This window comes from Yeosuana sp., from assembly GCF_057126245.1.
Genome location: NZ_DBNGMQ010000006.1, coordinates 31,163 through 53,333 on the forward strand (window position 1 = coordinate 31,163; position 22,171 = coordinate 53,333).

At 32.5% G+C, this 22,171-nt stretch carries 20 protein-coding genes; 7 read left to right on the forward strand and 13 right to left on the reverse strand.

Features of this window, described 5'->3' with window-relative positions; genetic code table 11:
* The first annotated feature begins 24 nt into the window (after positions 1–24).
* Positions 25–2,655 (forward strand): TonB-dependent receptor, encoded by a 2,631-nt coding sequence (locus tag AC15TD_RS00340; RefSeq protein ID WP_484450157.1) that lies wholly within the window; start codon positions 25–27, stop codon positions 2,653–2,655.
* Positions 2,656–2,731: 76 nt separating this feature from the next.
* On the opposite strand, the gene AC15TD_RS00345 is transcribed toward AC15TD_RS00340, so the two are convergent.
* Positions 2,732–2,917: a hypothetical protein gene (locus tag AC15TD_RS00345; protein WP_484450158.1), complete on the reverse strand. Its 186-nt coding sequence runs from the start codon at positions 2,915–2,917 to the stop codon at positions 2,732–2,734.
* 208 nt (positions 2,918–3,125) lie between these two features.
* Here AC15TD_RS00345 and fumC point away from each other — a divergent pair, with 208 nt between their 5' ends.
* A complete protein-coding gene (fumC, locus tag AC15TD_RS00350; protein ID WP_484450159.1) occupies positions 3,126–4,523 on the forward strand; it encodes a class II fumarate hydratase in 1,398 nt (465 codons plus the stop codon).
* Positions 4,524–4,643: 120 nt separating this feature from the next.
* On the opposite strand, the gene AC15TD_RS00355 is transcribed toward fumC, so the two are convergent.
* Positions 4,644–5,138 carry a CAP domain-containing protein gene (locus AC15TD_RS00355; RefSeq protein WP_484450160.1) on the reverse strand — a complete coding sequence of 165 codons (495 nt, stop codon included), beginning with the start codon at positions 5,136–5,138 and terminating at the stop codon, positions 4,644–4,646.
* A gap of 164 nt (positions 5,139–5,302) precedes the next feature.
* Positions 5,303–5,950: a pyridoxamine 5'-phosphate oxidase gene (gene pdxH / locus AC15TD_RS00360; RefSeq protein WP_484450161.1), complete on the reverse strand. Its 648-nt coding sequence runs from the start codon at positions 5,948–5,950 to the stop codon at positions 5,303–5,305.
* A 114-nt stretch (positions 5,951–6,064) separates the two neighbouring features.
* Here pdxH and AC15TD_RS00365 point away from each other — a divergent pair, with 114 nt between their 5' ends.
* The gene (locus AC15TD_RS00365) at positions 6,065–6,445 is read left to right on the forward strand and encodes a hypothetical protein (RefSeq protein ID WP_484450162.1); all 381 of its coding nucleotides are present in this window, start codon (positions 6,065–6,067) and stop codon (positions 6,443–6,445) included.
* Here the strand turns inward: AC15TD_RS00365 and AC15TD_RS00370 are convergent.
* From AC15TD_RS00370 to rpsA, 5 genes are all read right to left on the reverse strand, one after another.
* Positions 6,438–7,346, reverse strand: a complete 909-nt coding sequence (locus AC15TD_RS00370; RefSeq protein WP_484450163.1) for a ribonuclease Z — start codon at positions 7,344–7,346, stop codon at positions 6,438–6,440. The two genes, AC15TD_RS00365 and AC15TD_RS00370, sit on opposite strands and share 8 nt — an antisense overlap.
* 1 nt (position 7,347) lies before the next feature.
* Positions 7,348–7,680 (reverse strand): ribonuclease Z, encoded by a 333-nt coding sequence (locus AC15TD_RS00375; protein WP_484450164.1) that lies wholly within the window; start codon positions 7,678–7,680, stop codon positions 7,348–7,350.
* Position 7,681: 1 nt separating this feature from the next.
* Positions 7,682–8,611, reverse strand: coding sequence for an aspartate carbamoyltransferase catalytic subunit (locus tag AC15TD_RS00380; protein WP_484450165.1), 930 nt, complete (start codon positions 8,609–8,611; stop codon positions 7,682–7,684).
* Positions 8,612–8,618: 7 nt separating this feature from the next.
* On the reverse strand, positions 8,619–9,158 hold the full coding sequence (gene pyrR, locus AC15TD_RS00385) for a bifunctional pyr operon transcriptional regulator/uracil phosphoribosyltransferase PyrR (protein WP_484450166.1): 540 nt from the start codon (positions 9,156–9,158) through the stop codon (positions 8,619–8,621).
* Between the two features lie 126 nt (positions 9,159–9,284).
* Positions 9,285–11,150 carry a 30S ribosomal protein S1 gene (gene rpsA, locus AC15TD_RS00390; protein WP_484450167.1) on the reverse strand — a complete coding sequence of 622 codons (1,866 nt, stop codon included), beginning with the start codon at positions 11,148–11,150 and terminating at the stop codon, positions 9,285–9,287.
* 274 nt (positions 11,151–11,424) lie between these two features.
* Between rpsA and AC15TD_RS00395 the strand changes: the two genes are divergently transcribed.
* Entirely contained in the window at positions 11,425–11,805 is a 381-nt protein-coding gene (locus tag AC15TD_RS00395; protein ID WP_484450168.1) for a LysM peptidoglycan-binding domain-containing protein, read from the forward strand.
* A 166-nt stretch (positions 11,806–11,971) separates the two neighbouring features.
* On the opposite strand, the gene cmk is transcribed toward AC15TD_RS00395, so the two are convergent.
* The 4 genes from cmk to AC15TD_RS00415 form a co-directional block, all read right to left on the reverse strand.
* The gene (gene cmk / locus AC15TD_RS00400; RefSeq protein ID WP_484450169.1) at positions 11,972–12,673 is read right to left on the reverse strand and encodes a (d)CMP kinase; all 702 of its coding nucleotides are present in this window, start codon (positions 12,671–12,673) and stop codon (positions 11,972–11,974) included.
* Positions 12,674–12,676: 3 nt separating this feature from the next.
* Positions 12,677–13,696, reverse strand: coding sequence for a type IX secretion system protein PorQ (porQ, locus tag AC15TD_RS00405; protein WP_484450170.1), 1,020 nt, complete (start codon positions 13,694–13,696; stop codon positions 12,677–12,679).
* 97 nt (positions 13,697–13,793) lie between these two features.
* Positions 13,794–16,244: an endopeptidase La gene (lon, locus tag AC15TD_RS00410; protein ID WP_484450171.1), complete on the reverse strand. Its 2,451-nt coding sequence runs from the start codon at positions 16,242–16,244 to the stop codon at positions 13,794–13,796.
* A gap of 172 nt (positions 16,245–16,416) precedes the next feature.
* Positions 16,417–17,067 carry a rhomboid family intramembrane serine protease gene (locus AC15TD_RS00415; protein WP_484450172.1) on the reverse strand — a complete coding sequence of 217 codons (651 nt, stop codon included), beginning with the start codon at positions 17,065–17,067 and terminating at the stop codon, positions 16,417–16,419.
* Between the two features lie 62 nt (positions 17,068–17,129).
* Here AC15TD_RS00415 and AC15TD_RS00420 point away from each other — a divergent pair, with 62 nt between their 5' ends.
* Positions 17,130–18,011 (forward strand): lysophospholipid acyltransferase family protein, encoded by an 882-nt coding sequence (locus tag AC15TD_RS00420; RefSeq protein WP_484450173.1) that lies wholly within the window; start codon positions 17,130–17,132, stop codon positions 18,009–18,011.
* A gap of 317 nt (positions 18,012–18,328) precedes the next feature.
* On the opposite strand, the gene glmM is transcribed toward AC15TD_RS00420, so the two are convergent.
* Positions 18,329–19,717 carry a phosphoglucosamine mutase gene (glmM, locus tag AC15TD_RS00425; RefSeq protein ID WP_484450174.1) on the reverse strand — a complete coding sequence of 463 codons (1,389 nt, stop codon included), beginning with the start codon at positions 19,715–19,717 and terminating at the stop codon, positions 18,329–18,331.
* Positions 19,718–19,845: 128 nt separating this feature from the next.
* On the opposite strand from glmM, the gene AC15TD_RS00430 reads away from it, so the two are divergent.
* The gene (locus AC15TD_RS00430) at positions 19,846–20,451 is read left to right on the forward strand and encodes an acyl carrier protein phosphodiesterase (RefSeq protein WP_484450175.1); all 606 of its coding nucleotides are present in this window, start codon (positions 19,846–19,848) and stop codon (positions 20,449–20,451) included.
* Positions 20,448–22,145 (forward strand): gamma-glutamyltransferase, encoded by a 1,698-nt coding sequence (ggt, locus tag AC15TD_RS00435; RefSeq protein WP_484450176.1) that lies wholly within the window; start codon positions 20,448–20,450, stop codon positions 22,143–22,145. The genes AC15TD_RS00430 and ggt overlap by 4 nt, the downstream gene beginning before the upstream one ends.
* Positions 22,146–22,171 lie beyond the last annotated feature (26 nt).

The window sequence follows — 22,171 nt, forward strand, 5'->3', positions numbered from 1 at the left end:
TGTAGTCTAAGATTAAAAAACATAATGTTTAGACTAACCATAACCGTACTTATACTTACACTACTTAGCCCGCTTTCGCGTGCTCAATCTAGTTTACAGACTAGTTCAGAACAAATTGATACCTATTCTATTTTAAGCGAACCCTCTATTTTAAATCCCCCATCTGTTGAAATTTCCGAAAATATTTTTAAGGATATAAAAATTACTGGAACAGTGGTTGATGCAGAAACCAAAATTCCATTAGAATATGCCACAGTTTCGTTTTTTAATCATAAAGACCAAAAAATAGTTGATGGTGTAATCACTAATTTAGAAGGAGAATTTGAAATTAAAATAGCTAAGGGAGTTTATGATATTAATATTGAATATATTTCGTATAAAACAGTATCCCTGAAAAATAAAAATATCACTAAAAATATTGATCTAGGCACCATTTCATTACAAATAGATTTTGAATCTTTAGATGCTGTTGAAGTCATCGCAGAAAGAACTACGGTTGAAATTAAACTTGACAAAAAGATTTACAATATTGGTAAAGATTTGACTACGGCTGGAGGAACTGTTAGCGACGCTTTAAATAATGTACCTTCGGTTTCAGTTGATATTGAAGGAGGAATTAGCTTAAGGGGCAATGAAAATGTTAGAATTTTAATAAACGGTAAACCTTCTGCTATAGCAGGCTTTGGTGATACTAATGTGTTGAGTCAGTTACCAGCTGAAGCAATTGAACGCGTTGAGGTAATAACATCACCTTCTGCAAGATATGATGCCGAAGGCACCGCTGGTATTCTAAATATCATACTTAGACAAAAAGAAACTCTTGGTTTCAATGGGTCATTTAACCTAACTCTAGGGAATCCAGATAACCTTGGTATTTCTTCAAATATTAATTACAGAACAGAAAAATTTAACTTATTTTCCAATATAGGATTCAGATATTTTGATGCACCAAGAAACAGCTTTAATGATACAGATTATTTTGACAGATTGGTTGATGGCGTTCTTGAAGCTCCAGAATATGAAAGAGTTCGAGAGCAAGAAGAAGTATCACGTTTAAATCGTAATTATAACGCGAGCTTAGGTTTAGAATACTTTGTTTCTAAAAAAACGTCTGTAACCGGTAGTATATTTTATCGCTATGGTGAAGATGCCGATTTAGGCCTTAACAATAGTGATCGTTTTAATGGAGAAAGTATTGTTGAAGAAACCTTAAGAAGAGAGCAACAAAATGAAGATGGCGGAGATTTTCAGGTATCATTTAATTACATTACAAAGTTTAATAACGATGGACATCAATTAACCGCTGATATTCAATTTGAAAATGGTTCAGAAGATAAATTCACCAACATTAATGAAGACTATATTATAACCGATCAAATTAATCCTGAACCCTTCCAACAAGAAAAAGTGTTTCAAATAGAAGATAAAAAAGAATCATTATTCCAAGTAGATTATGTATTACCCATTGGTAAAAATGCAAGATTTGAAGCTGGATATCGCGGGAATTTTGAAAATGAAAAAACAGATTATACCTTAGAACAAGAAGATATTGAAACAGGAAATTTGTTTATAAACGATACCATTTCAAATATTTTTGATTACTCGGAAAACGTAAACGCTGTTTATACTCAATACGGAACTAAATTTGGTAAATTCTCATTTCTTTTAGGTTTACGTTTAGAAAACACACAATTAAAAGGAAAAATTGACTCAAGATTAAGCGAAACCGAACTACAAGAGGCTTTTGGATTTCCTATAGATACTGACTTTGATAATAACTACCTTGGTCTCTTCCCTACACTAAATTTAATATATAATTTAGCTGGAAGTGAAGATGATTCTGAACAAAGTATCACATTTGGTTTTAATAGAAGAATTAACAGACCAAGAGGTTGGTACATAAACCCTTTCCCTTCTCGCTCCAGCCGTACTAATGTTTTTCAAGGAAACCCTAATTTAAACCCCGCCTTTTCTAGTGCTTTTGATATTGGCTACTTAAAACGTTGGGATAAACTCACATTAACTACTTCTATATATTATCAACATGAAACTGATTCGTTTGAACGCGTGCAAGAGAATACAGGTCAACAGACCTCAGATGGGATCGATATTATTAGAACTATTCCGGTAAATTTATCTACCAATGATAGAACAGGCACAGAATTTGGTATTTTATACAATCCTGAAAAATGGTTGAGATTAAATACAAGTTTCAACTTTTTTCAATTTGAGACAAAGGGAACGTTTAACGGTGTAGATTATGGCGCTAAAAACACAAGTTGGTTCGCTCGTTTTAGTGGTAAAGTAACACTGCCGTCAAATATAAATTGGCAGACAAATGCTTCTTACAGAGGAGATAGAGCAAATGCTCAAGGTTCTTCAGAAGGTTATTTCTCTATGGATTTAGCGCTTAGTAAAGAACTATTTGATAAGCATTTAACGATCTCATTAAATGCAAGGGATGTTTTTAACTCCAGAAAAAGAAAATCTATAATAAATACAGAATTCTATTCAAGCTATAATGAATCGCAATGGAGACAACGCCAAGTAAATTTATCGTTCATGTATCGTTTTAACCAACAAAAGCAAAGAAATGAAAGATCAAATAATGGTCCTAATGGAGGTGGCGGTGATGACTTTGAATTTGAAGGGTAAACATATAAATTATAAAAATTCATATAAAAAAAGGAAGCTAATTTAGCTTCCTTTTATATTTCAAAACAATTCAAAATTACTGAATTGATGCTTCTTCTCGTTTAGATTTCTTTTCAGCTCTAATTTCTTTAAAACGTTCAATAGATGCTCCAAAAATCCAATAAGGAATTACAAATGTGATTAAAAATATCATTAACCAAAATCCTATGGTTAAAATGGTTAAAAATGCTAAAAATCCTAAATATTGGTCAAATTCAAACATAATTGCAAAAATCTTTTTTTTTAAAAATATGTTGCAAATATAGCGCAAAGCTATTTATTATACAATATCAAATGAAATTTTATTAACAGAGTTTCTCACATCGTTTCATTACTGCTTGATTCTCAAAAACATCAAAAAACTAACATAAATCATAATAAGAAACTTCAAAACCTTTAACTTTGTATCTCAATTTTTAATTAAAATCCTAATGAAATTCAGAATAGAAAAAGATACTATGGGCGAGGTAAATGTGCCTGCCGATAAACTTTGGGGAGCACAAACAGAACGCTCTAGAAATAATTTTAGAATTGGGCCATCAGCATCAATGCCTTTAGAAATTATTTATGGCTTTGCTTATCTTAAAAAAGCTGCTGCTTTTACTAATTGTGAACTTGGTGTTTTACCTATTGAAAAGCGTGATTTAATTGCTCAAGTTTGTGATGAAATTTTAGAGGGTAAGCATGACGACCAATTCCCTTTGGTAATTTGGCAAACAGGCTCTGGAACGCAAAGTAATATGAATGTTAATGAAGTCGTTGCCAACAGAGCTCAACAAATAGCTGGAAGAATTGTTGGTGAAGGAGAAAAAGTTATACAACCGAATGATGATGTGAATAAATCACAATCATCAAATGACACCTTTCCTACTGGTATGCATATTGCTGCCTATAAAAAAATAGTTAAAATAACGATTCCCGGTGTTAAACAATTACGAGATACCTTGAAGAAAAAATCTGAAGATTTTAAAAATGTTGTAAAAATTGGAAGAACTCATCTAATGGATGCGACACCTTTGACTTTAGGTCAAGAACTTTCAGGATATGTTGCTCAATTAGATCATGGTTTAAAAGCCTTAGAAAACACCTTATCACATTTAAGTGAGCTTGCCCTTGGTGGAACTGCGGTTGGGACCGGACTAAATACTCCAAAAGGCTATAGTAAGCGCGTCGCTGAATATATAGCTAAATTTACCGAGCTTCCTTTTACAAGTGCTCCTAATAAATTTGAAGCGCTTGCTGCACATGATGCTTTGGTGGAAACTTCAGGTGCTTTAAAACAATTAGCAGTATCCTTAAACAAAATAGCTAATGATATTAGAATGATGGCATCGGGACCTAGAAGTGGTATTGGTGAAATCAGTATTCCTGCTAATGAACCTGGCAGTTCAATCATGCCTGGAAAAGTGAATCCAACCCAATGCGAAGCACTAACAATGGTTTGTGCTCAAGTAATAGGAAATGATGTATCTGTGTCTGTTGGTGGTTTACAAGGACATTATGAATTAAATGTTTTTAAACCTGTTATGGCGGCCAATGTGTTGCAATCTGCTCAATTACTTGGAGATGCATGTAAGAGCTTTGATGAGCATTGTGCTGTAGGCATAGAACCTAATTATGATGTTATTACTAAACTTTTAAATAACTCTTTAATGCTCGTTACTGCTCTTAATACCAAAATTGGGTATTATAAAGCAGCAGAAATTGCGAATACAGCGCATAAAAACGGAACAACATTAAAAGAAGAAGCTATTAACCTAGGTTACGTTACTGCAGAAGATTATGATGCTTGGGTAAAACCAGAAGATATGGTTGGTAGTTTAAAATAATTTTTAAACAATACTAAATGACATAAAAAAGACCTTTCAATTAAAATTGAAAGGTCTTTTTTTTAATTATATTTTATTGAGTCGTTACCATTCATTAATTCAATTATACATTAAATCGTATTATTTCTTAATAAAGATATTTGTATAAAACCAGCTGCCCTCTGAACTCTGCTCGGCAGAAACATCAAAATTAGTAAAGTCACCTTCAAGGTTTTTTTTATGTGATTCACTCTTTAACCAAGCGTTCACTACAGATTCCGCCTTCGTATAACCATAGGCAACATTTTCTGATACTGATACAGCACCTGCATTTGATTTTAAAAAGGTACTTCTTTCAAAGAAATTATCATGAGACACTTCATTTTCTATAACCATATGCTCTGTGTGAGAAAAAGCTTGAGATTTAATTATATCCATACTTTCCAGAGGGTTTACACCTATGCTTAGCCTATGATTATTAATTAATTCTAAAATTTGAATTTCAATTGTTTTTGTTTCCGGAACAATAATACTTTGATTATAAGCTTCTGCACTTTCATCGATGCTATCAGTAGAACAAGAAAAACTAAAAATAGCTAACAACACCAATAACGGGAGTCTGGTTAATAAATTCATGATAAAGTAGGTTAAATTTGGTGTATAAAACTAACCCTCTAACCATGAATTATATGTTAAAGAAATGTTAAATTCGACAAAAAACAAACATATAATCGATTTATTATGCTTTTTATCGATTAAATACAATTTTAAAAATAATAATTATGCATTTCATCTATTTTTTAAGGAGATAATCGATCAACCTTCCAATTATAGTCTTCTTGAAGTAAAAAGCGTATTCTATCATGTAATCTATTCGGTCTGCCTTGCCAAAACTCTATTTCAACAGGTTTAACAATATATCCGCCCCAAAAAGATGGTCGCGTAACGTCTTTGCCTTCAAGCTCTTTTTCAAGTTCCGCTAGTTTTACCTCTAAATAGGCTCTATCTGATATTACCTCGCTTTGATTGGAAACTAAAGCACTTAATTGACTACCTCTTGGCCTCGATTCAAAATAGCCATCACTTAAATTTTCAGCTATTTTTTCTGCTTTACCTTTAATAATAATTTGTCGTTCTGCACTATGCCAAAAAAAAGATAAACAAACGTTCGGGTTTTGCTCTATAGCCTTTCCTTTTTCACTTAAATAATTTGTATAAAAAATAAAACCTTCATAGGTGTATCTTTTAAGCAACACGACTCTACTCTTTGGAAAACCATCTAACCCTAAGGTAGAAATAGTCATCGCATTAGTTTCTTCAATATCAAATTTTGAATCTACCTCGTAAAACCATTTCTGAAATAATTCCATGGGGTTATCTCCGACATTACTTTCAAGAAGCTCTTCTTTTTTATAAGACTTTCTGTAATCACCTAGGTCTGTATCCATTATAATATTTTCAAAATATATTCTAAATTAAATGCTATAGAGTTTAAAAAATCGTATAAATTTAAACAATAATTAATAGCAATGCGTTTCGAAGAAAGCAAATATTATAATAAATTGAAACATAAAAAGCTAAGGTTTCCTTTCGGAAATTTTTATTTATGTGACTTTTTTTTAGTTTCCGAATTAAAAGAAGGGGTTCATTTTGGCTGGGAAGAAGTTAAACTTCTTGTGAAAAAAATAATTAAGCTATACGGAAGTGATATTAAATTAGGATATATTTCAAATAGGATACATTCTTATTCTTCAGACCCTAATTCTTGGAAAAGAGTAGATAAAGAATATGGTATTATTGTAGCTAGTGCTATCATTTATTATTCTGATTTTACATATAAAAATGCCTCGCTAGAAAAATCATTTTCTGAAAAAAGCATCAAACGATGTATGAGCCTAGACGAGGCTATCATATGGATGACCAATCTTAAGGAATTTAATTAAACTCAAAGACTTTTCCATCTTCAGCTAATTCCACATTATTAAAAATCGTTTGAGCTTCGTCTTTAAAATCATTTAAATTATCGTAGCGTGTAGAATAATGTCCCAGAATTAAGGTCTTTGCGTTTGCCTTTTTAGCAATTGCTGCGGCTTGTTTAGCGGTACTGTGCTTTGTTGGTTCGGCTAGCTTTTTATGTTGCTCTAAAAATGTTGATTCATGATAAAGCACATCCACATTTTTAATAATAGGAATGACAGCTTCATTAAACATGGTATCACTGCAAAATGCATAACTCATGGGTGATTTTCCGGGTAAGGTTACTTCTGTATTTTCAATAATTTCTCCGTCTTCATTTTTTACATCGAAACCTTGCTTGAGCTTTCTATAATAGGCTACATTAATATTATGATCTTCTACAGCTTTAATATCTAATTTCCGATCTCCTTCTTTTTCTTTAAATAAGAAGCCATTGGTGTAAACACGATGTTTTAAAGGAATTGTAAACACTTCAACATCGTTATTTTCATAAATTAATTCTGAATTTTCAGAGATTAATTCATGAAAAATAAGCTGATAATTCGTCCACGAGTCGGCTAACTTCATTTGAAGCGTAATCACTTCTTTAATACCTTTTGGACCATAAATATGAAGTTCTAATTCTCTTCCTAAAAGTCTAAATGTTGAAATTAAACCTGCCAAGCCAAAAAAATGATCCCCGTGCAAATGTGAAATAAAAATATGCTTAATTCTATTGAATTTAATTTTATGCTTTCTTAACTGTACTTGCGTGCCTTCACCGCAATCAATTAAGAACATATTACCTTTCATTTCAAGAACTTGAGATGTTGGATTTGATAAAACTCTTGGAGTTGCGCTATAACAACCTAAAATGGTAAGTTCCATATTAAAATCCTAAATCCCTTTCCATTTCTTCCATGTCAATAATATCGTATGCTTCTTCAAGTGTTGGCACAATAATCATTTCATCTGGAACTTCATCTAAATCTATTTTATCTGAAACGATAACAAAGGAATGTTTAGATTTTCTATGACTATTTGAAAGTTCTAAAAATTCAAGGATATCTTGTAAATTAAGTTTATTTAAACTTGTTAAATTTACAATTATGTTATCGTTTTTTAGTTTTGAGTAAACCTCCTGAATTTTTTTTACTAATTCTATAATAGTTAATTTTTCTTGAGTTATTATAGATATATTTCCATTTTGATCTAAAATCATATTAATGTTTAATTTTTGATGCCAGCAAATAAATAGCAGCCATTCTTACAGCAACACCATTTTGAACCTGTTCTAAAATAATAGATTGTTTCGAATCTGCTACATCACTTGTTATTTCAACACCTCTATTAATTGGTCCTGGATGCATGATGATTATCTCTTTATCTAAAGAATCTAATAAGGCTTTATTTACACCAAATTGCTGGGTATACTCTCTGGTTGATGGAAAATAACTTATATCCATACGTTCGTTTTGAACTCTCAGCATGTTAGCAACATCACACCAGTTTAAAGCTTTTCTTAAATTGGTTTCTACCTTAACACCTAATTTGTCTATATACTTTGGTATTAAGGTTTTTGGTCCACAAACCTTCACATTGGCACCTTGAAGTTGCAATGCAAAAATATTTGATAGCGCTACACGACTATGCAAAATATCGCCTACAATTACAATATTTTTCCCTTTTACTTCCCCAAGTTTTTCTCTAATTGAATACGAGTCTAATAGTGCTTGTGTTGGGTGCTCATGTGCTCCATCACCCGCATTAACAATACTTGCGTTAACATGTTTTGATAAAAACACGCCTGCTCCAGGGTTTGGATGTCTCATAACAACCATATCAACCTTCATTGATAAGATATTATTAACCGTATCTATTAGGGTTTCTCCTTTTTTTACTGAAGATTGTCCAGATGAAAAATTAATCACATCTGCAGAAAGTCTTTTTTCAGCTAATTCAAAAGACAATTTTGTTCTAGTAGAATTTTCGAAAAATAAATTAGCAATAGTAATATCTCTTAGCGAAGGTACTTTTTTAATAGGTCTATTAATTACCTCTTTAAAATGATCGGCAGTTTCAAAAATAAGTTGTATATCTTGTTTGTTAAGATATTTGATTCCTAATAAGTGATTGACACTTAATTCGCTCATTGGTAAATTATTTATTTATTAAGTAAACGGAGTCTTCACCGTCGTTTTCCTTCCAATTTACTTTAACTTTTTCTTGATTTATCACATCTACTTGTCTGCCTCTATAGTCCGGTTGAATAGGTAAATGTCTGCTAAAACGTCGATCTATTAATGTTAATAACTCTATTTCATTAGGTCTTCCAAAGGATTGAATAGCAGTTAATGCAGCTCTAATACTCCTTCCTGTATGAAGCACATCATCAATAAAGACAATGTTTTTGTTTTCTACTAAAAAATTAATATTTGTACTGTTAGCCTCTAAAGGTTTGTCTCCTCGTCGGAAATCATCTCTAAAAAAAGTGATATCTAACAAGCCTAATTGAATGTTTTTAATTTTATAATCTTCCTTTAAAATTTTAGCAATCCTATTTGCTAAAAACACGCCTCGTGGCTGTAAACCAATTAAAACGGTATTAGAAAAGTCATTATGTTTTTCAATAAGTTGACAAGCCAATCGATGAAGAATGATGTTTACCTCTTTTGCGTTAAGTAAAACTTTTTGACTCATATTTATCCAAACGTATTTGGAATACAAATGTAATGCAAAATTTTAAAAATAATAGTTTTAAAAATGGGTTTAATAAAAAAGCCTTCAATTTCTTGAAGGCTTTATATTATTTAATGGAATAGGAATTTACTTTTTCTTAGCTTTAGTCGTTTTTCCGTCCATTTTATCTTTAAGAGCTTGAAGTGCATCATTGGCATCACCAAGTGTTGGTTTTGCTTCTGCAGCAGCACTAGCAGCTTTCTTAACAGCTGCTTTTACATTGGCTACTTCTTCAGCTTTAAAAATAGCTGTATGAGAAGCAACGACACGCTTAAACTCTTTATTGAATTCAATAATTTTAAATTCTGCTGATTCTCCTTTTTTAAGTTTCTTACCATCTTCTTTTTCAAGGTGACGAGAAGGAACAAATGCAACGATATCTTCATTAAATTCAACGGTTGCACCTTTATCAACGATTTCAGAAATTTCAGCTGTATGAACTGTGTTCAACGCAAATTCTGTTTCGTATTTATCCCAAGGATTATCAGTAGTTTGTTTGTGACCTAAACTTAATTTACGTCCTTCAACATCTAATTCTAATACAACAACATCTAATTTATCACCAACGGCACAGAATTCAGATGGATGTTTGATTTTCTTAGTCCAAGATAAATCGGAGATATAAATTAATCCGTCAATACCTTCTTCTAATTCAACGAAAACACCAAAGTTTGTAAAGTTACGAACCGTACCCACATGATTAGACCCTACTGGATATTTACCAGTAATATCTGTCCATGGGTCAGGTGTTATTTGTTTTATACCAAGAGACATTTTACGATCTTCTCTATCTAAAGTTAAAATAACAGCTTCAACTTCATCTCCTACAGATACGAAATCTTGTGCCGAACGTAAGTGAGTAGACCAAGACATTTCAGATACGTGAATTAAACCTTCAACACCATCAGCAACCTCAATAAACGCACCGTAATCAGCAATAACGACTACTTTACCTTTTACTTTATCACCAACTTTTACAGTATCAGCCAAAGCTTCCCAAGGATGTTTGCTTAATTGTTTTAAACCTAATTGAATTCTTGATTTATCTTCATCAAAATCAAGAATTACCACATTAAGTTTTTCATCTAACTCAACAATCTCATTTGGATGATTGATTCTAGACCAAGATAAATCTGTAATATGAATTAATCCGTCAACACCGCCCAGATCGATAAACACACCGTAAGACGTAATGTTTTTAACAACACCTTCTAGTACTTGACCTTTTTCTAATTGACCAATGATTTCTTTTTTCTGTTCTTCAATATCAGCTTCAATAAGAGCTTTATGAGATACAACTACGTTTTTAAATTCGTGGTTGATTTTAACAACTTTGAATTCCATAGTTTTATTTACATACTGATCGTAATCCCTAATAGGTTTCACATCAATTTGAGAACCTGGTAAAAATGCTTCAATGCCGAAAACATCGACTATCATACCACCTTTAGTTCTGCATTTAACAAAACCATTAACGATTTCTCCAGTTTCATGAGCCGCATTAACACGATCCCACGCTTTGATGACACGTGCTTTTCTGTGAGATAATACTAATTGTCCTGTAGCATCTTCACGTACATCAATTAATACTTCTACTTTATCTCCTACTTTTAAACCTGGATTGTAACGAAATTCGTTTAACGAAATAACACCTTCAGATTTTGCATTGATATCAATAATTGCATCTCTATCAGAAATGTGAACTACTGTACCTTCTACAACTTCATCATTAAGTGTGTCTACGAAGTTTTCCGCTACTAATTTTTCGAATTCTTGTAATTGCTTATCATCAACCTCGTCAATACCTTCTTGGTAATTGTGCCAGTTAAAGTCTTTTAAGAATTTTTCAGGGTTTGCTTGAGCTTCAGATACTACTGGAGCTTCTACTTGTGGAGTTTCTTCAGTTGGAACTTCTACTGTTTCAACCTCAGTTTTTTTTGCTTTTTCAGCCATGTGCTGATTAAATTTTGTATTCTATATGTTTCGGAAGATTTTAAGCGATTAACACACAGAAGTGTTATTTTTATTTATCGTTTCATTCCTTTTATCTTTCCGATGATTCGCTAAAAGGAGTGCAAAAATATACATTTTCAATAAAATAGCCTAATTTGAATACATAAAATTAATATGACTTTTTTATAAGTGTGTTTCATAAAACAAAATATATATTAATATTAATTTTATAAGAAAAGTAATATCTTGTGAGAACTTAAAATAATGAACAAATATGACAGCAAAAGCAAAATATCAAGACGTGCTTGATTTAGGAGAAGCATTACATATTAAAGATGGAAAGGTGACCGAAGAAAACGGCATCTTAAAAGTTAAAGGAGTGGCAAAAACGCAATATGAAAAAAACCTGATTTGGGATAAGATTAAAGAAATTGGTGGTGAAAACCCTACTGATATTTTAGCCAATATCTCTGTAGATGACACCAGTGTTTATCATAGACATAGGGTAAAAAGCGGAGAAACTTTAGGTAAAATAGCAAAACACTATTACGGAAATGCGTCTAAATATCAAGCGATTTTTAAAGCGAATTCTGATATATTAAAGAATCCAGATTTAATATATCCAGACCAAGAATTAATTATCCCTAATTTATAAGGATTAAAAAGAATAACGAATCTTTATTAAGTTAAGGGTTCGTTTTTTTTTACGTCTTTTCTAATATCGTATAACTGAAGTAATCTCATGAAATAAAACTAAATAATAAACAGATTGCTTCGTTCCTCTCGCCATGACGTAAAAGAAAAATTCGCAAGAAATGATATTATTCACAATCTTCCAAAGTCATTTTAACTAATCCAAGAATCTTATCAAACTGTTCTTGTAATGACATGTTTGAATTATCTATCTCTATAGCATCATCTGCTTTATATAATGGTGAATCATCTCTGGTAGAATCAATATGATCACGTTCTTGAACATTTTTTAATACATCTTCAAAACTGACCTTCTCACCTTTAGCTTTAAGTTCATCATAGCGTCTTAATGCTCTCGTTTTGGCTGAAGCGGTCATAAATAATTTAAGCTCTGCATTTGGAAAAACTACGGTACCTATATCACGTCCATCCATAACAATACCTTTTTGCAATCCCATTTGATGTTGTTGTTTAACAAGTTGTTTTCTAACCTCGGGAATCGCCGATACTTTACTCACAAAATTTGATACTTCTAAGGTTCTAATTTCTCGTTCTACATTTTCTCCATTCAAGTAAACCTCTGCAAATCCCAAGTCTTTATTAAATATAAAACTTACGTCAATATCATCAAGCTTTGCAATAAGCCCATCGACATCAAAATCATTTTTGCTGATAAAGCCATGGATCATGGCATAATAAGTAATAGCTCTGTACATAGCGCCTGAGTCAATATATACGTAACCTAGTTTTTTAGCCAATTGCTTGGCAACGGTACTTTTTCCTGTTGAAGAAAACCCATCTATGGCAATTATAATTTTATGCTGACTCATGTTCTATTGCAAATCTATTTGTAATCCGAAAAAATTTGAATTCGCTGCACTTGTATATTTAGCATGCGTATAACTAAACCTCATCTTATTTAATTTTATCGAAAACCCCGCTGATAAGCCAGAGAAATTTCGTTGGTCAATAATACGCAATTCTTCAGCTCTTCTAAAATTATATCCTAGCCGAATATTAAATCCGCCTTCTGGAAATAATTCGGCTCCCAAAATAGTGCGTCTTATAACTTTACCAAGAAACCCTATTTTTTCAGGAGTTTGATTTCCAGATAAATCTGTGGTGACACGTGCCGGATTTGAAACTGCAATGGGCCATTCTTGTAAGTTTTCTATAGTTACATGCCAACGAATAGGTACATTTTCTAAACGCTGAGACATTCCAAAATCTATTTCAAAAGGTAGTGGTTCATTTTGACCTGCATAGGTAGTGATTTGTGTTCCGAAGTTCCTTATTACCAAAGCTGCTTTAAAATCTAAATCTTCATTAATATAAAGTAAACCTAAATCAGTAGCCACTCCCAATGAATTATATTGCTCTAATTTAGATGTAATAAATTTGATATTTGCCCCGAAATAAAAATCACTATAGCCTAATTGTAAAGCATACCCTAATGATAGAGCGGCTTCATTACCTGTAAAAGAACCTGTTGAATTCCCGTCTTCATCATACCCATCAAATGATCCATAGTTTATGTAAGTGATTCCCGCATGAAATGTTTGCGTGCGCCTGTCTAAAGTATATGCATACGAAGCCGTACCATAACCAATACCACCCAAATAACTTGAGTAATTTAATGCTAATTGATTATCCATATCAATATTAATAGTTGCCGGATTATAAAGACCTTGAGCCACATCATAATCAACATTGGTCAATACTTTTCCACCCAGCGCAGCTTGGCGAGGAGAAGATATCAAATTTAAAAATTGAAACGTAGACTCACCTCCTACCTGTGCATTGGCTATAAAACTAGTCAATAAATAAAATAGAAAGAAAATTTTCTTTAGCATATAAAGTACAAAGTAAGTAACTAAATCTATCTTAGAACGAAAGTAGCTTTGAAATATTTTAAATCAAAAAAACCTCGAAGTTAATCGAGGTTTAAATTTATAATTTCTTTGCGTTTTTAACCTTTTGATTGGTAATAGCTATCTTAATAACATCACTCATATCTGTTACATAATGAAACGTTAAGCCTTTTAAGTAATCAGGTTTAATTTCTTCAATATCACGTCTGTTTTCTTCACAAAGTAAAATTTCTTTAATTCTGGCACGTTTAGCTGCCAAGATCTTTTCTTTAATACCTCCAACTGGAAGCACTTTTCCTCTTAAGGTTATTTCACCAGTCATCGCAAGACTTTTCTTTACTTTTCGCTGTGTAAACAATGATACTAATGAGGTTAACATAGTTACACCAGCACTTGGACCATCTTTTGGCGTAGCACCTTCTGGTACGTGAATATGTACATTATATGAATCTAATACTGTTGGATTAATACCAAAAGTTTCAGCATTCGATTTAATGTACTCCATGGCTATGGTAGCTGATTCTTTCATCACCTTACCAAGATTTCCGGTAATAGTTAAAACGCCCTTCCCTTTTGAGAGAATAGATTCTATAAATAAAATATCACCTCCAACACGTGTCCAAGCCAAACCAGTCACAACACCAGCGACATTATTGTTTTCATACTTATCACGCTCAAGTTTTGGACCACCTAAGACTTCTATAATATCGGCATTTGAAATTTTGATATTATAATCTTCTTCCATGGCAATATTTTTTGCTGCATACCTTACCATTTTAGCAATTTGTTTTTCTAATCCACGAACACCAGATTCGCGCGTATAACCTTCAACAATTTTTTCTAATTGAGGTTTTGCTATTTTTAAATGGGCCTCTGTTAAACCATGCTCTTTCAATTGCTTTGGAAGCAAATGACGCTTTGCTATTTCAACTTTTTCCTCAATAGTATAACCAGTCACATTAATTATTTCCATTCTGTCCAATAATGCTGGCTGAATAGTTGACAAACTATTACAAGTAGCTATAAACATCACTTTTGACAAATCATAACCCATTTCTAAAAAGTTATCATAAAACTCATAGTTTTGTTCTGGATCTAACACTTCTAACATGGCTGAGGAAGGATCTCCTTGATTGGAGTTTGATAATTTATCAATTTCATCCAACACAAAAACCGGATTGGATTTACCAGCTTTTTTTATGCTCTGAATAATTCTTCCAGGCATAGCTCCTATATAGGTTTTTCTATGTCCTCTAATTTCTGCTTCATCCCGTAAACCACCTAAAGATATTCGTACATATTCCCTACCAAGTGCTTCAGCAATAGATTTTCCTAATGATGTTTTTCCAACTCCTGGAGGCCCATACAAACATAAAATGGGTGATTTCATGTCGTTTCTGAGTTTTAAAACAGCCAAATGTTCAATAATTCTTTCTTTTACATCCTCTAATCCAAAATGATCTCTATCTAGAATTTTTCTTGCACGTTTTAAATCGAATTTATCAATACTGAATTCATTCCACGGTAAATCTAAAAATAAATCTAGATAGTTACGTTGAATAGAATATTCAGCTACTTGAGGGTTCATGCGTTGCATTTTTGCTAATTCCTTTTCAAAATGTTCAGCTACTTTTTCATCCCAGTTTTTATCTTTGGAACGCTGTTTCATTTCGTCAACCTCTTCATCATGACTCACACCCCCCAATTCTTCCTGAATGGTTTTCATTTGTTGGTGAAGGAAATATTCACGTTGCTGTTGACTCATATCCATCTGAACCTTAGACTGAATATCATTTTTAAGTTCTAATTTCTGAAATTCAAGATTCATAAATTTGAGAGTCGCTAAAGCTCTCTTTTTCAAGTCATTAATTTCTAAGAGACTTTGTTTTTCTTCTACAGACAGATTCATATTAGAAGACACAAAATTCACTAGGAACGAATTACTTTCAATATTTTTTATAGCAAAAGAAGCTTCACTAGGAATGTTTGGACTATCCTTTATAATTTGTAAAGCCAAATCTTTTATGGATTCAATAATAGCTGAAAACTCCTTATTACTGATTGCGGGTTTAGCTTCTGGAATTTCCCTGATGGTTGCATTCATATAAGGTTCTTCTGTAATAACCTCTGCAATTTTAAAGCGTTTTTTTCCTTGAATAATAACAGTCACATTACCGTCAGGCATTTTTAAAACACGCAGTATTCTAGCCACTGTACCTGTATTGTGAATATCTTTTGCCTTTGGGTCTTCAACAGACTCATCTTTTTGAGAAACAACACCAATAACCTTACTGCCTTTATTGGCATCGTTAATTAGTTTTATTGACTTATCTCTGCCAGCAGTAATTGGAATAACCACGCCAGGAAAAAGAACCGTGTTTCTTAACGGTAATATGGGCAGAGTTTCAGGTAAATTTTCATTGTTTATTTCTTCTTCATCTTCAGGTGTCATTAATGGAATCAATTCTGAGTTTTCATCAAAATCTTGCAATGACAAACTGTCAAGACTAATAAAATTAGATTTCTTCATATATCTTTTTAAGTCAATATGTCATTGTAAAACAAGTGACATATTTTTTTATTTATTACTATATTTAATAAGCCATTGGATATCAGTTATTTAATGATGTTATCCAATGTTGCACTTAGATATAAATCCAATAGCTATGCCATAGGTGTATTTTAACCTTAAAATTTAATTATTACATCTTGCCTGTTTTCTTTAAAACAAAAAGTAACAAAATAGGTATTGCCAATAAACCTATCATTAATAAGTCTTCCTTAAATAACACTGGTGCTAATATTAATGTCATTATATAGCCTCCAATCGCACCCCCAAAATGGGCATCATGACCAATATTGCCAACCTTATTTTTCATGCCATATATTGAATATAATAAATATCCAATTCCGAAAATATAAGCAGGAATAGGGATAGGAATAAAAAACATGTATAAACTCATACCTGGCTGTAATAGAATAGCCGAATAAATAATGCCCATAACGGCACCACTAGCTCCAACAGCACTATAATGATATTCGTCTTTATGAAAATACAAAGACAATAGACTACCCAATAACAAACTGCCAACATAGATAATTATAAAGCTAAAAACACCTAAAAAGCCAATAACAACATCAGCAAAAAAGTACAAGGAAAACATGTTAAAAAATAGGTGAGCATTATCTGCATGTAAAAAGCCTGAGCTAAACACCCTGAACTGTTCTCCTCTCCTTATGGCTCCTACGTTGAATTTATATTTTTCAAAAAAACCAAAATCACTAAAGCCTTTGTATGATATAATCACATTGGCTGCAATAATAATTATAGTTACTACATCTAATTTGCCCATAAGGAATAAACGTTTAAATAATTTATAACATATATTTGTTTCGGCAAATTTAAAATTAATTAATGCAATTTCTTGTTTACATTCTAGTTTATCCGTTTTTATGGATTATATCCATCTTACCTTTTAGGTTATTATATATGTTTTCGGACTGTTTATATGTTCTGATTTACTATGTTATTGGTTATAGAAAAAGAGTTGTGAAGGAAAACTTAAGGCTTGTGTTTCCTGATAAAACAGAAGGTGATATTAAAATCATTAAAAAAAAATTCTATCACCATTTATGTGATATGATTTTAGAATCTATTAAATCGATAACTATTTCTGAAAAGGAAATGAAAAGGCGTTATGTTTTTACCAATGTGGAAGAGATTCATCAGCTTGAAAAAGAAAATAAAAGTATTGTTTTATTTATGGGACATTATGCTAGTTGGGAATGGGTTTTTATTTTGCAAAGATATATTAATCATAAGGGATATGCCGTTTATAAACAATTAAGTAACTCATATTTTGATGCACTCGTCAAACGGATTCGTGCCAAGTATGATAGTTATTTAATAACGACTAAGGAAACCTTTCCTATCTTGATAAAGGCAAAAAAAAATAATGAATTAACCATAAATGGTTTTGCCTTCGATCAATCTCCTAAACTCAGTAGAGCCATTCACTGGCAGCACTTTATGGGTATAAAGGTTCCTGTACATGTAGGAGGAGAAGTGCTTGCAAAAAGACTAGATATGGCTACCTTATTTTTAAAAGTAAAAAAAGTGAAACGTGGTTATTATGAAGCTACCTTTGTAGACATTATTAAAGATGTTAATAACATTGAAAATTATGCGATTACTGATGCTGCACTTAAACGCGTAGAAGAACAAATTCGTGAAGCCCCTGAATTTTATTTATGGACCCATAAACGCTGGAAACATGCAAGTAAAACACCTCAATAAAATCCTTCTTTGCCAGTGCAATCAAACAATATGATTGTCTTTAATTTTAAGAAAGATTACTTCCGTTGTTTCGCCTTAAAATGACGTTTGATTCCTTTATTGCGAACGCAGTGAGGCAATTTCTTTATTTTAAATACGTTACATGAGAATACTTCGTCGTTAACTACTTAAAAAAGTCGATTGATTCCTTTATTGCGAACGTAGTGAAGCAATCTGTTCAATTTAACTCCTTATCGTAGATTACTTCGTCTTGATATCCTCGTAATGACGTTTCAATTTAATTGATTATTTAGGTGGTACTACCATTTATGTTCTAGTTAAATTTTAGCAATACGTCCAATTTCCGCAATAAACTTTTCAGCCAATGTATCCGCTTTTTCCTGTGATTTTGCTTCCGTATAAATTCTAATAATAGGTTCGGTATTGCTTTTTCTTAAATGCACCCAACTTTCAGAGAAATCAATTTTTACCCCGTCAATAGTCGTTAATTGTTCATTTTTATAACGCTCTTCAATGGTTTTAAGAATGCCATCAACATCTAAACCTGGAGTTAATTCAATTTTCTTCTTACTCATAAAGTAATTAGGATAGGTTTTTCTAAGCTCGCTAACCGTCATCTGCTTATCAGCTAATAAACTTAAAAACAATGCCACACCTACAAGAGCATCTCTACCGTAATGAGATTCTGGATAGATTATACCCCCATTACCTTCACCACCAATAACAACCTTATTCTTTTTCATTAATTTAACCACATTCACCTCTCCTACAGCACTCGCTTCATAACTGCCACCATGTTTTTTAGTAACGTCTCTCAGTGCTCTGGTTGAACTCATATTACTCACTGTATTTCCAGGTGTTCTACTCAAAACATAATCAGCACAAGCTACCAAAGTATATTCTTCTCCAAACATGTCACCATTCTCATCTACAAAAGCCAATCTATCAACATCAGGATCCACAACAATACCAAAATCTGCACGCTCTTTAATAACTTTTTCAGATAAATCCGCTAAATGCTCTTTTAGGGGTTCTGGATTGTGAGGAAAATGTCCTGTTGGCTCACAATACAGTTTTACGACATGAACACCTAAGCGGTCTAAAAGTAAAGGTATGGCAATGCCTCCTGTAGAATTCACACCATCAACCACTACTTTAAATCTGGCGTTTTCAATCGCTTTTACGTTAACCAATGGTAAATCTAGCACTTCAATAATATGCAAATCTATATAAGCTTTGTTTTTGGTAATCTTACCTAAACTATCAACATCAGCAAACATCATGGTATCACTTTCGGCAATCTCTAATATTTTAGCGCCTTCTTCTCCATCTAAAAACTCTCCGTTACTATTTAAAAGCTTTAAAGCATTCCATTGTTTAGGATTATGACTTGCAGTTAGAATAATGCCTCCATCTGCGTGCTCCATGGGTACCGCTAATTCTACCGTTGGCGTCGTAGATAAGCCTACATCTACCACATGAATCCCCATTCCAACTAAAGTATTCATTACTAAATTCTGAATCATGGCTCCCGAAATTCGAGCATCTCTTCCAACAACTACTTTATAATCCTCTTTATCTCTTTGTTGTTTTATCCAAACGCCATAAGCCGAAGCAAATTTCACAGCGTCTATAGGTGTTAGGTTTTCACCAACTTGTCCTCCAATAGTTCCTCTAATTCCTGAAATTGATTTTATTAATGTCATTATAATGAGTTTTCAACAAACCTACATATTTTTTTTAGCTTGTATTTTAATAATTCTCAAAAAATGATTAACGGAATAATTTTAAAGTTAAAATACTTATCTTCCTTTTGAATTTGTAAATTACGCCAATGAATTACTTAGCCCACATATATCTTTCTGGTGAAAGTGACCTTGTAACTATTGGCAATTTTATGGCAGATGGCATTAAAGGGAAAGATTACAAGAAACACTCTAAAGAGGTTCAAATAGGTATTTTATTGCATAGACATATCGATACGTTTACCGATGCCCACAAAACAGTAAGAAAAAGCACCAAACGATTGCATTCCAAATACAGTCACTATTCAGGTATTATTGTTGATATTTTATACGATCATTTTCTAGCGAAAAACTGGAACAAATATAGTGTTGTTCCTTTAGATGAATATGTCGATTCCTTTTATGACTCTCTAGAAAAAAATCACTCACTTTTACCCGCACGTATTCAGAAAATGATACCGTTCATGATGGCAGACAATTGGTTGTTAAATTACGGGTCTATTGAAGGGATTTCAAGAGTTTTAGAAGGCATGAACAGACGAACTAAAAACCGCTCTGGAATGGATGAGGCTGTAAAAGAACTTGAAATATTTTATAATGAATTTGAATCGGAATTTTCAACTTTTTTTGAAGAACTTATTGAATTTTCAAACCAAAAATTAAAAGAATTACATAATTTATACTACAAACAATGAAACATTTTCTATATGCTATTTTACTAGTATTACTTTTTGCATCTTGTAAAAAAAACAATTCAAATACTGCGATTAGTACAAGAGGTCTTATTACAAATCATGCCATGGTAGTTTCTGCACGTGTTGAAGCGTCTCAAATTGGAGCAGATATTTTAAAAAAAGGTGGTAATGCCTTTGATGCTATGGCTGCTACCGGCCTAGCCTTATCTGTAGCATATCCTTTTGCTGGAAATCTAGGCGGTGGCGGTTTTATGGTTTATAGACAATCTAACGGAGATATTGGTGGCATCGATTACAGAGAAAAAGCACCTTTGGCAGCATCAAAAAACATGTATTTAGATGAAAACGGTGACGTTATACCCAATAAAAGTACGCTTGGCTCAATGTCAATTGGTGTTCCCGGAAGTATTGCTGGTCTATTTGATGTTCATGAAAAATTTGGAAATTTAACAATAAAGGACATTTTAGAACCTGTAATAAATCTAGCTAAAAATGGCGTTGTGGTGACTAAAAATCAGGCGACAAGATTAAATTTGGTTCAACCTCAATTTCGTTTAGTAAATAAAGATTCATTGTTGTTTTATAAGGAGTGGAAAGAAAACGACACCATAAAATATCCTGCTTTAGCAAAAACTTTAGAGCGTATTTTAATATATGGTAAGGATGAGTTTTATAAAGGTGAAACCGCTAAAATACTTGTTAAGTTTATTCAAGACAATGGTGGTATCATCACCTTGGAAGATTTAGAAAAATACGAACCAAAATGGCGCACTCCAATTACGTTTACTTATGACGATTTAAAAATTATTTCCATGTCACCACCTTCAAGTGGCGGCGTGTGTTTAGCTCAGATTATGAAAATGATTGAACCTTTTGATTTACATGAATATGGGGCTAATTCATTGAAATCTGTTCAAGTAATTACAGAAGCTGAACGGCGTGCCTATGCTGATAGAAGTTTTTATTTAGGTGATCCTGATTTTGTTTCAATTCCTACAAACACGCTCATAGATCAAAACTATTTAACATCAAGAATGTCTGATTTCTCTTTTGATAAAGCCACATTATCTTCGGATGTGTCTCACGGCAATGTTGAAGTGGTAGAAAGCAATGAAACCACACACTATTCAATTATCGATCAATTTGGAAATGCAATTTCTGTAACAACAACATTAAATGGCGCCTATGGCTCTAAATTGTATTGTTCTGAACTTGGTTTTTTTCTGAATAATGAAATGGATGACTTTAGTAGTAAGCCAGGTATACCGAATATGTTTGGACTTATTGGCGCTGAAGCAAATAGCATACAACCTGAAAAAAGAATGCTAAGCTCTATGACACCAACTATTGTTGAAAAAAACGGAGAATTATTTATGTCTGTAGGAACTCCCGGTGGTTCCACTATTATAACATGTGTTTTGCAAACCATCTTAAATGTGCATGAATTCAAAATGACTATGCAAGATGCTGTAGATACTCCCAGATTTCATCACCAATGGCTGCCAGATGTTATTCAAATGGAACCTAATTCATTTGATAAAGATTTAATTTCTCAACTTAAAAACCTTGGATATACCGTTAATGAAAAAGACTCTCCTGTTATTGGTAAAGTTGATGGAATTATGGTTTTAAACGATAAACGGTTAGAGGGTGGTGCAGATCGTCGAGGTGATGATACGGCTGTCGGTTTTTAGCTAAATTTTTCTGTTTAGTCAATACA

Bases quoted from the DNA above. Each gene is read 5' to 3' on its own strand.
- AC15TD_RS00415 (WP_484450172.1), bottom strand. From the start codon at position 17,067: ATGGGCAAATTAGATGTAGTAACTATAATTATTATTGCAGCCAATGTG.
- AC15TD_RS00345 (WP_484450158.1), bottom strand. From the start codon at position 2,917: ATGTTTGAATTTGACCAATATTTAGGATTTTTAGCATTTTTAACCATT.
- AC15TD_RS00395 (WP_484450168.1), top strand. From the start codon at position 11,425: ATGACAGCAAAAGCAAAATATCAAGACGTGCTTGATTTAGGAGAAGCA.
- fumC (WP_484450159.1), top strand. From the start codon at position 3,126: ATGAAATTCAGAATAGAAAAAGATACTATGGGCGAGGTAAATGTGCCT.
- rpsA (WP_484450167.1), bottom strand. From the start codon at position 11,150: ATGGCTGAAAAAGCAAAAAAAACTGAGGTTGAAACAGTAGAAGTTCCA.
- pyrR (WP_484450166.1), bottom strand. From the start codon at position 9,158: ATGAGTCAAAAAGTTTTACTTAACGCAAAAGAGGTAAACATCATTCTT.
- AC15TD_RS00340 (WP_484450157.1), top strand. From the start codon at position 25: ATGTTTAGACTAACCATAACCGTACTTATACTTACACTACTTAGCCCG.
- pdxH (WP_484450161.1), bottom strand. From the start codon at position 5,950: ATGGATACAGACCTAGGTGATTACAGAAAGTCTTATAAAAAAGAAGAG.
- AC15TD_RS00375 (WP_484450164.1), bottom strand. From the start codon at position 7,680: ATGATTTTAGATCAAAATGGAAATATATCTATAATAACTCAAGAAAAA.
- porQ (WP_484450170.1), bottom strand. From the start codon at position 13,696: ATGCTAAAGAAAATTTTCTTTCTATTTTATTTATTGACTAGTTTTATA.
- AC15TD_RS00355 (WP_484450160.1), bottom strand. From the start codon at position 5,138: ATGAATTTATTAACCAGACTCCCGTTATTGGTGTTGTTAGCTATTTTT.
- lon (WP_484450171.1), bottom strand. From the start codon at position 16,244: ATGAAGAAATCTAATTTTATTAGTCTTGACAGTTTGTCATTGCAAGAT.
- AC15TD_RS00380 (WP_484450165.1), bottom strand. From the start codon at position 8,611: ATGAGCGAATTAAGTGTCAATCACTTATTAGGAATCAAATATCTTAAC.
- AC15TD_RS00370 (WP_484450163.1), bottom strand. From the start codon at position 7,346: ATGGAACTTACCATTTTAGGTTGTTATAGCGCAACTCCAAGAGTTTTA.
- AC15TD_RS00420 (WP_484450173.1), top strand. From the start codon at position 17,130: ATGCAATTTCTTGTTTACATTCTAGTTTATCCGTTTTTATGGATTATA.
- ggt (WP_484450176.1), top strand. From the start codon at position 20,448: ATGAAACATTTTCTATATGCTATTTTACTAGTATTACTTTTTGCATCT.
- glmM (WP_484450174.1), bottom strand. From the start codon at position 19,717: ATGACATTAATAAAATCAATTTCAGGAATTAGAGGAACTATTGGAGGA.
- AC15TD_RS00430 (WP_484450175.1), top strand. From the start codon at position 19,846: ATGAATTACTTAGCCCACATATATCTTTCTGGTGAAAGTGACCTTGTA.
- cmk (WP_484450169.1), bottom strand. From the start codon at position 12,673: ATGAGTCAGCATAAAATTATAATTGCCATAGATGGGTTTTCTTCAACA.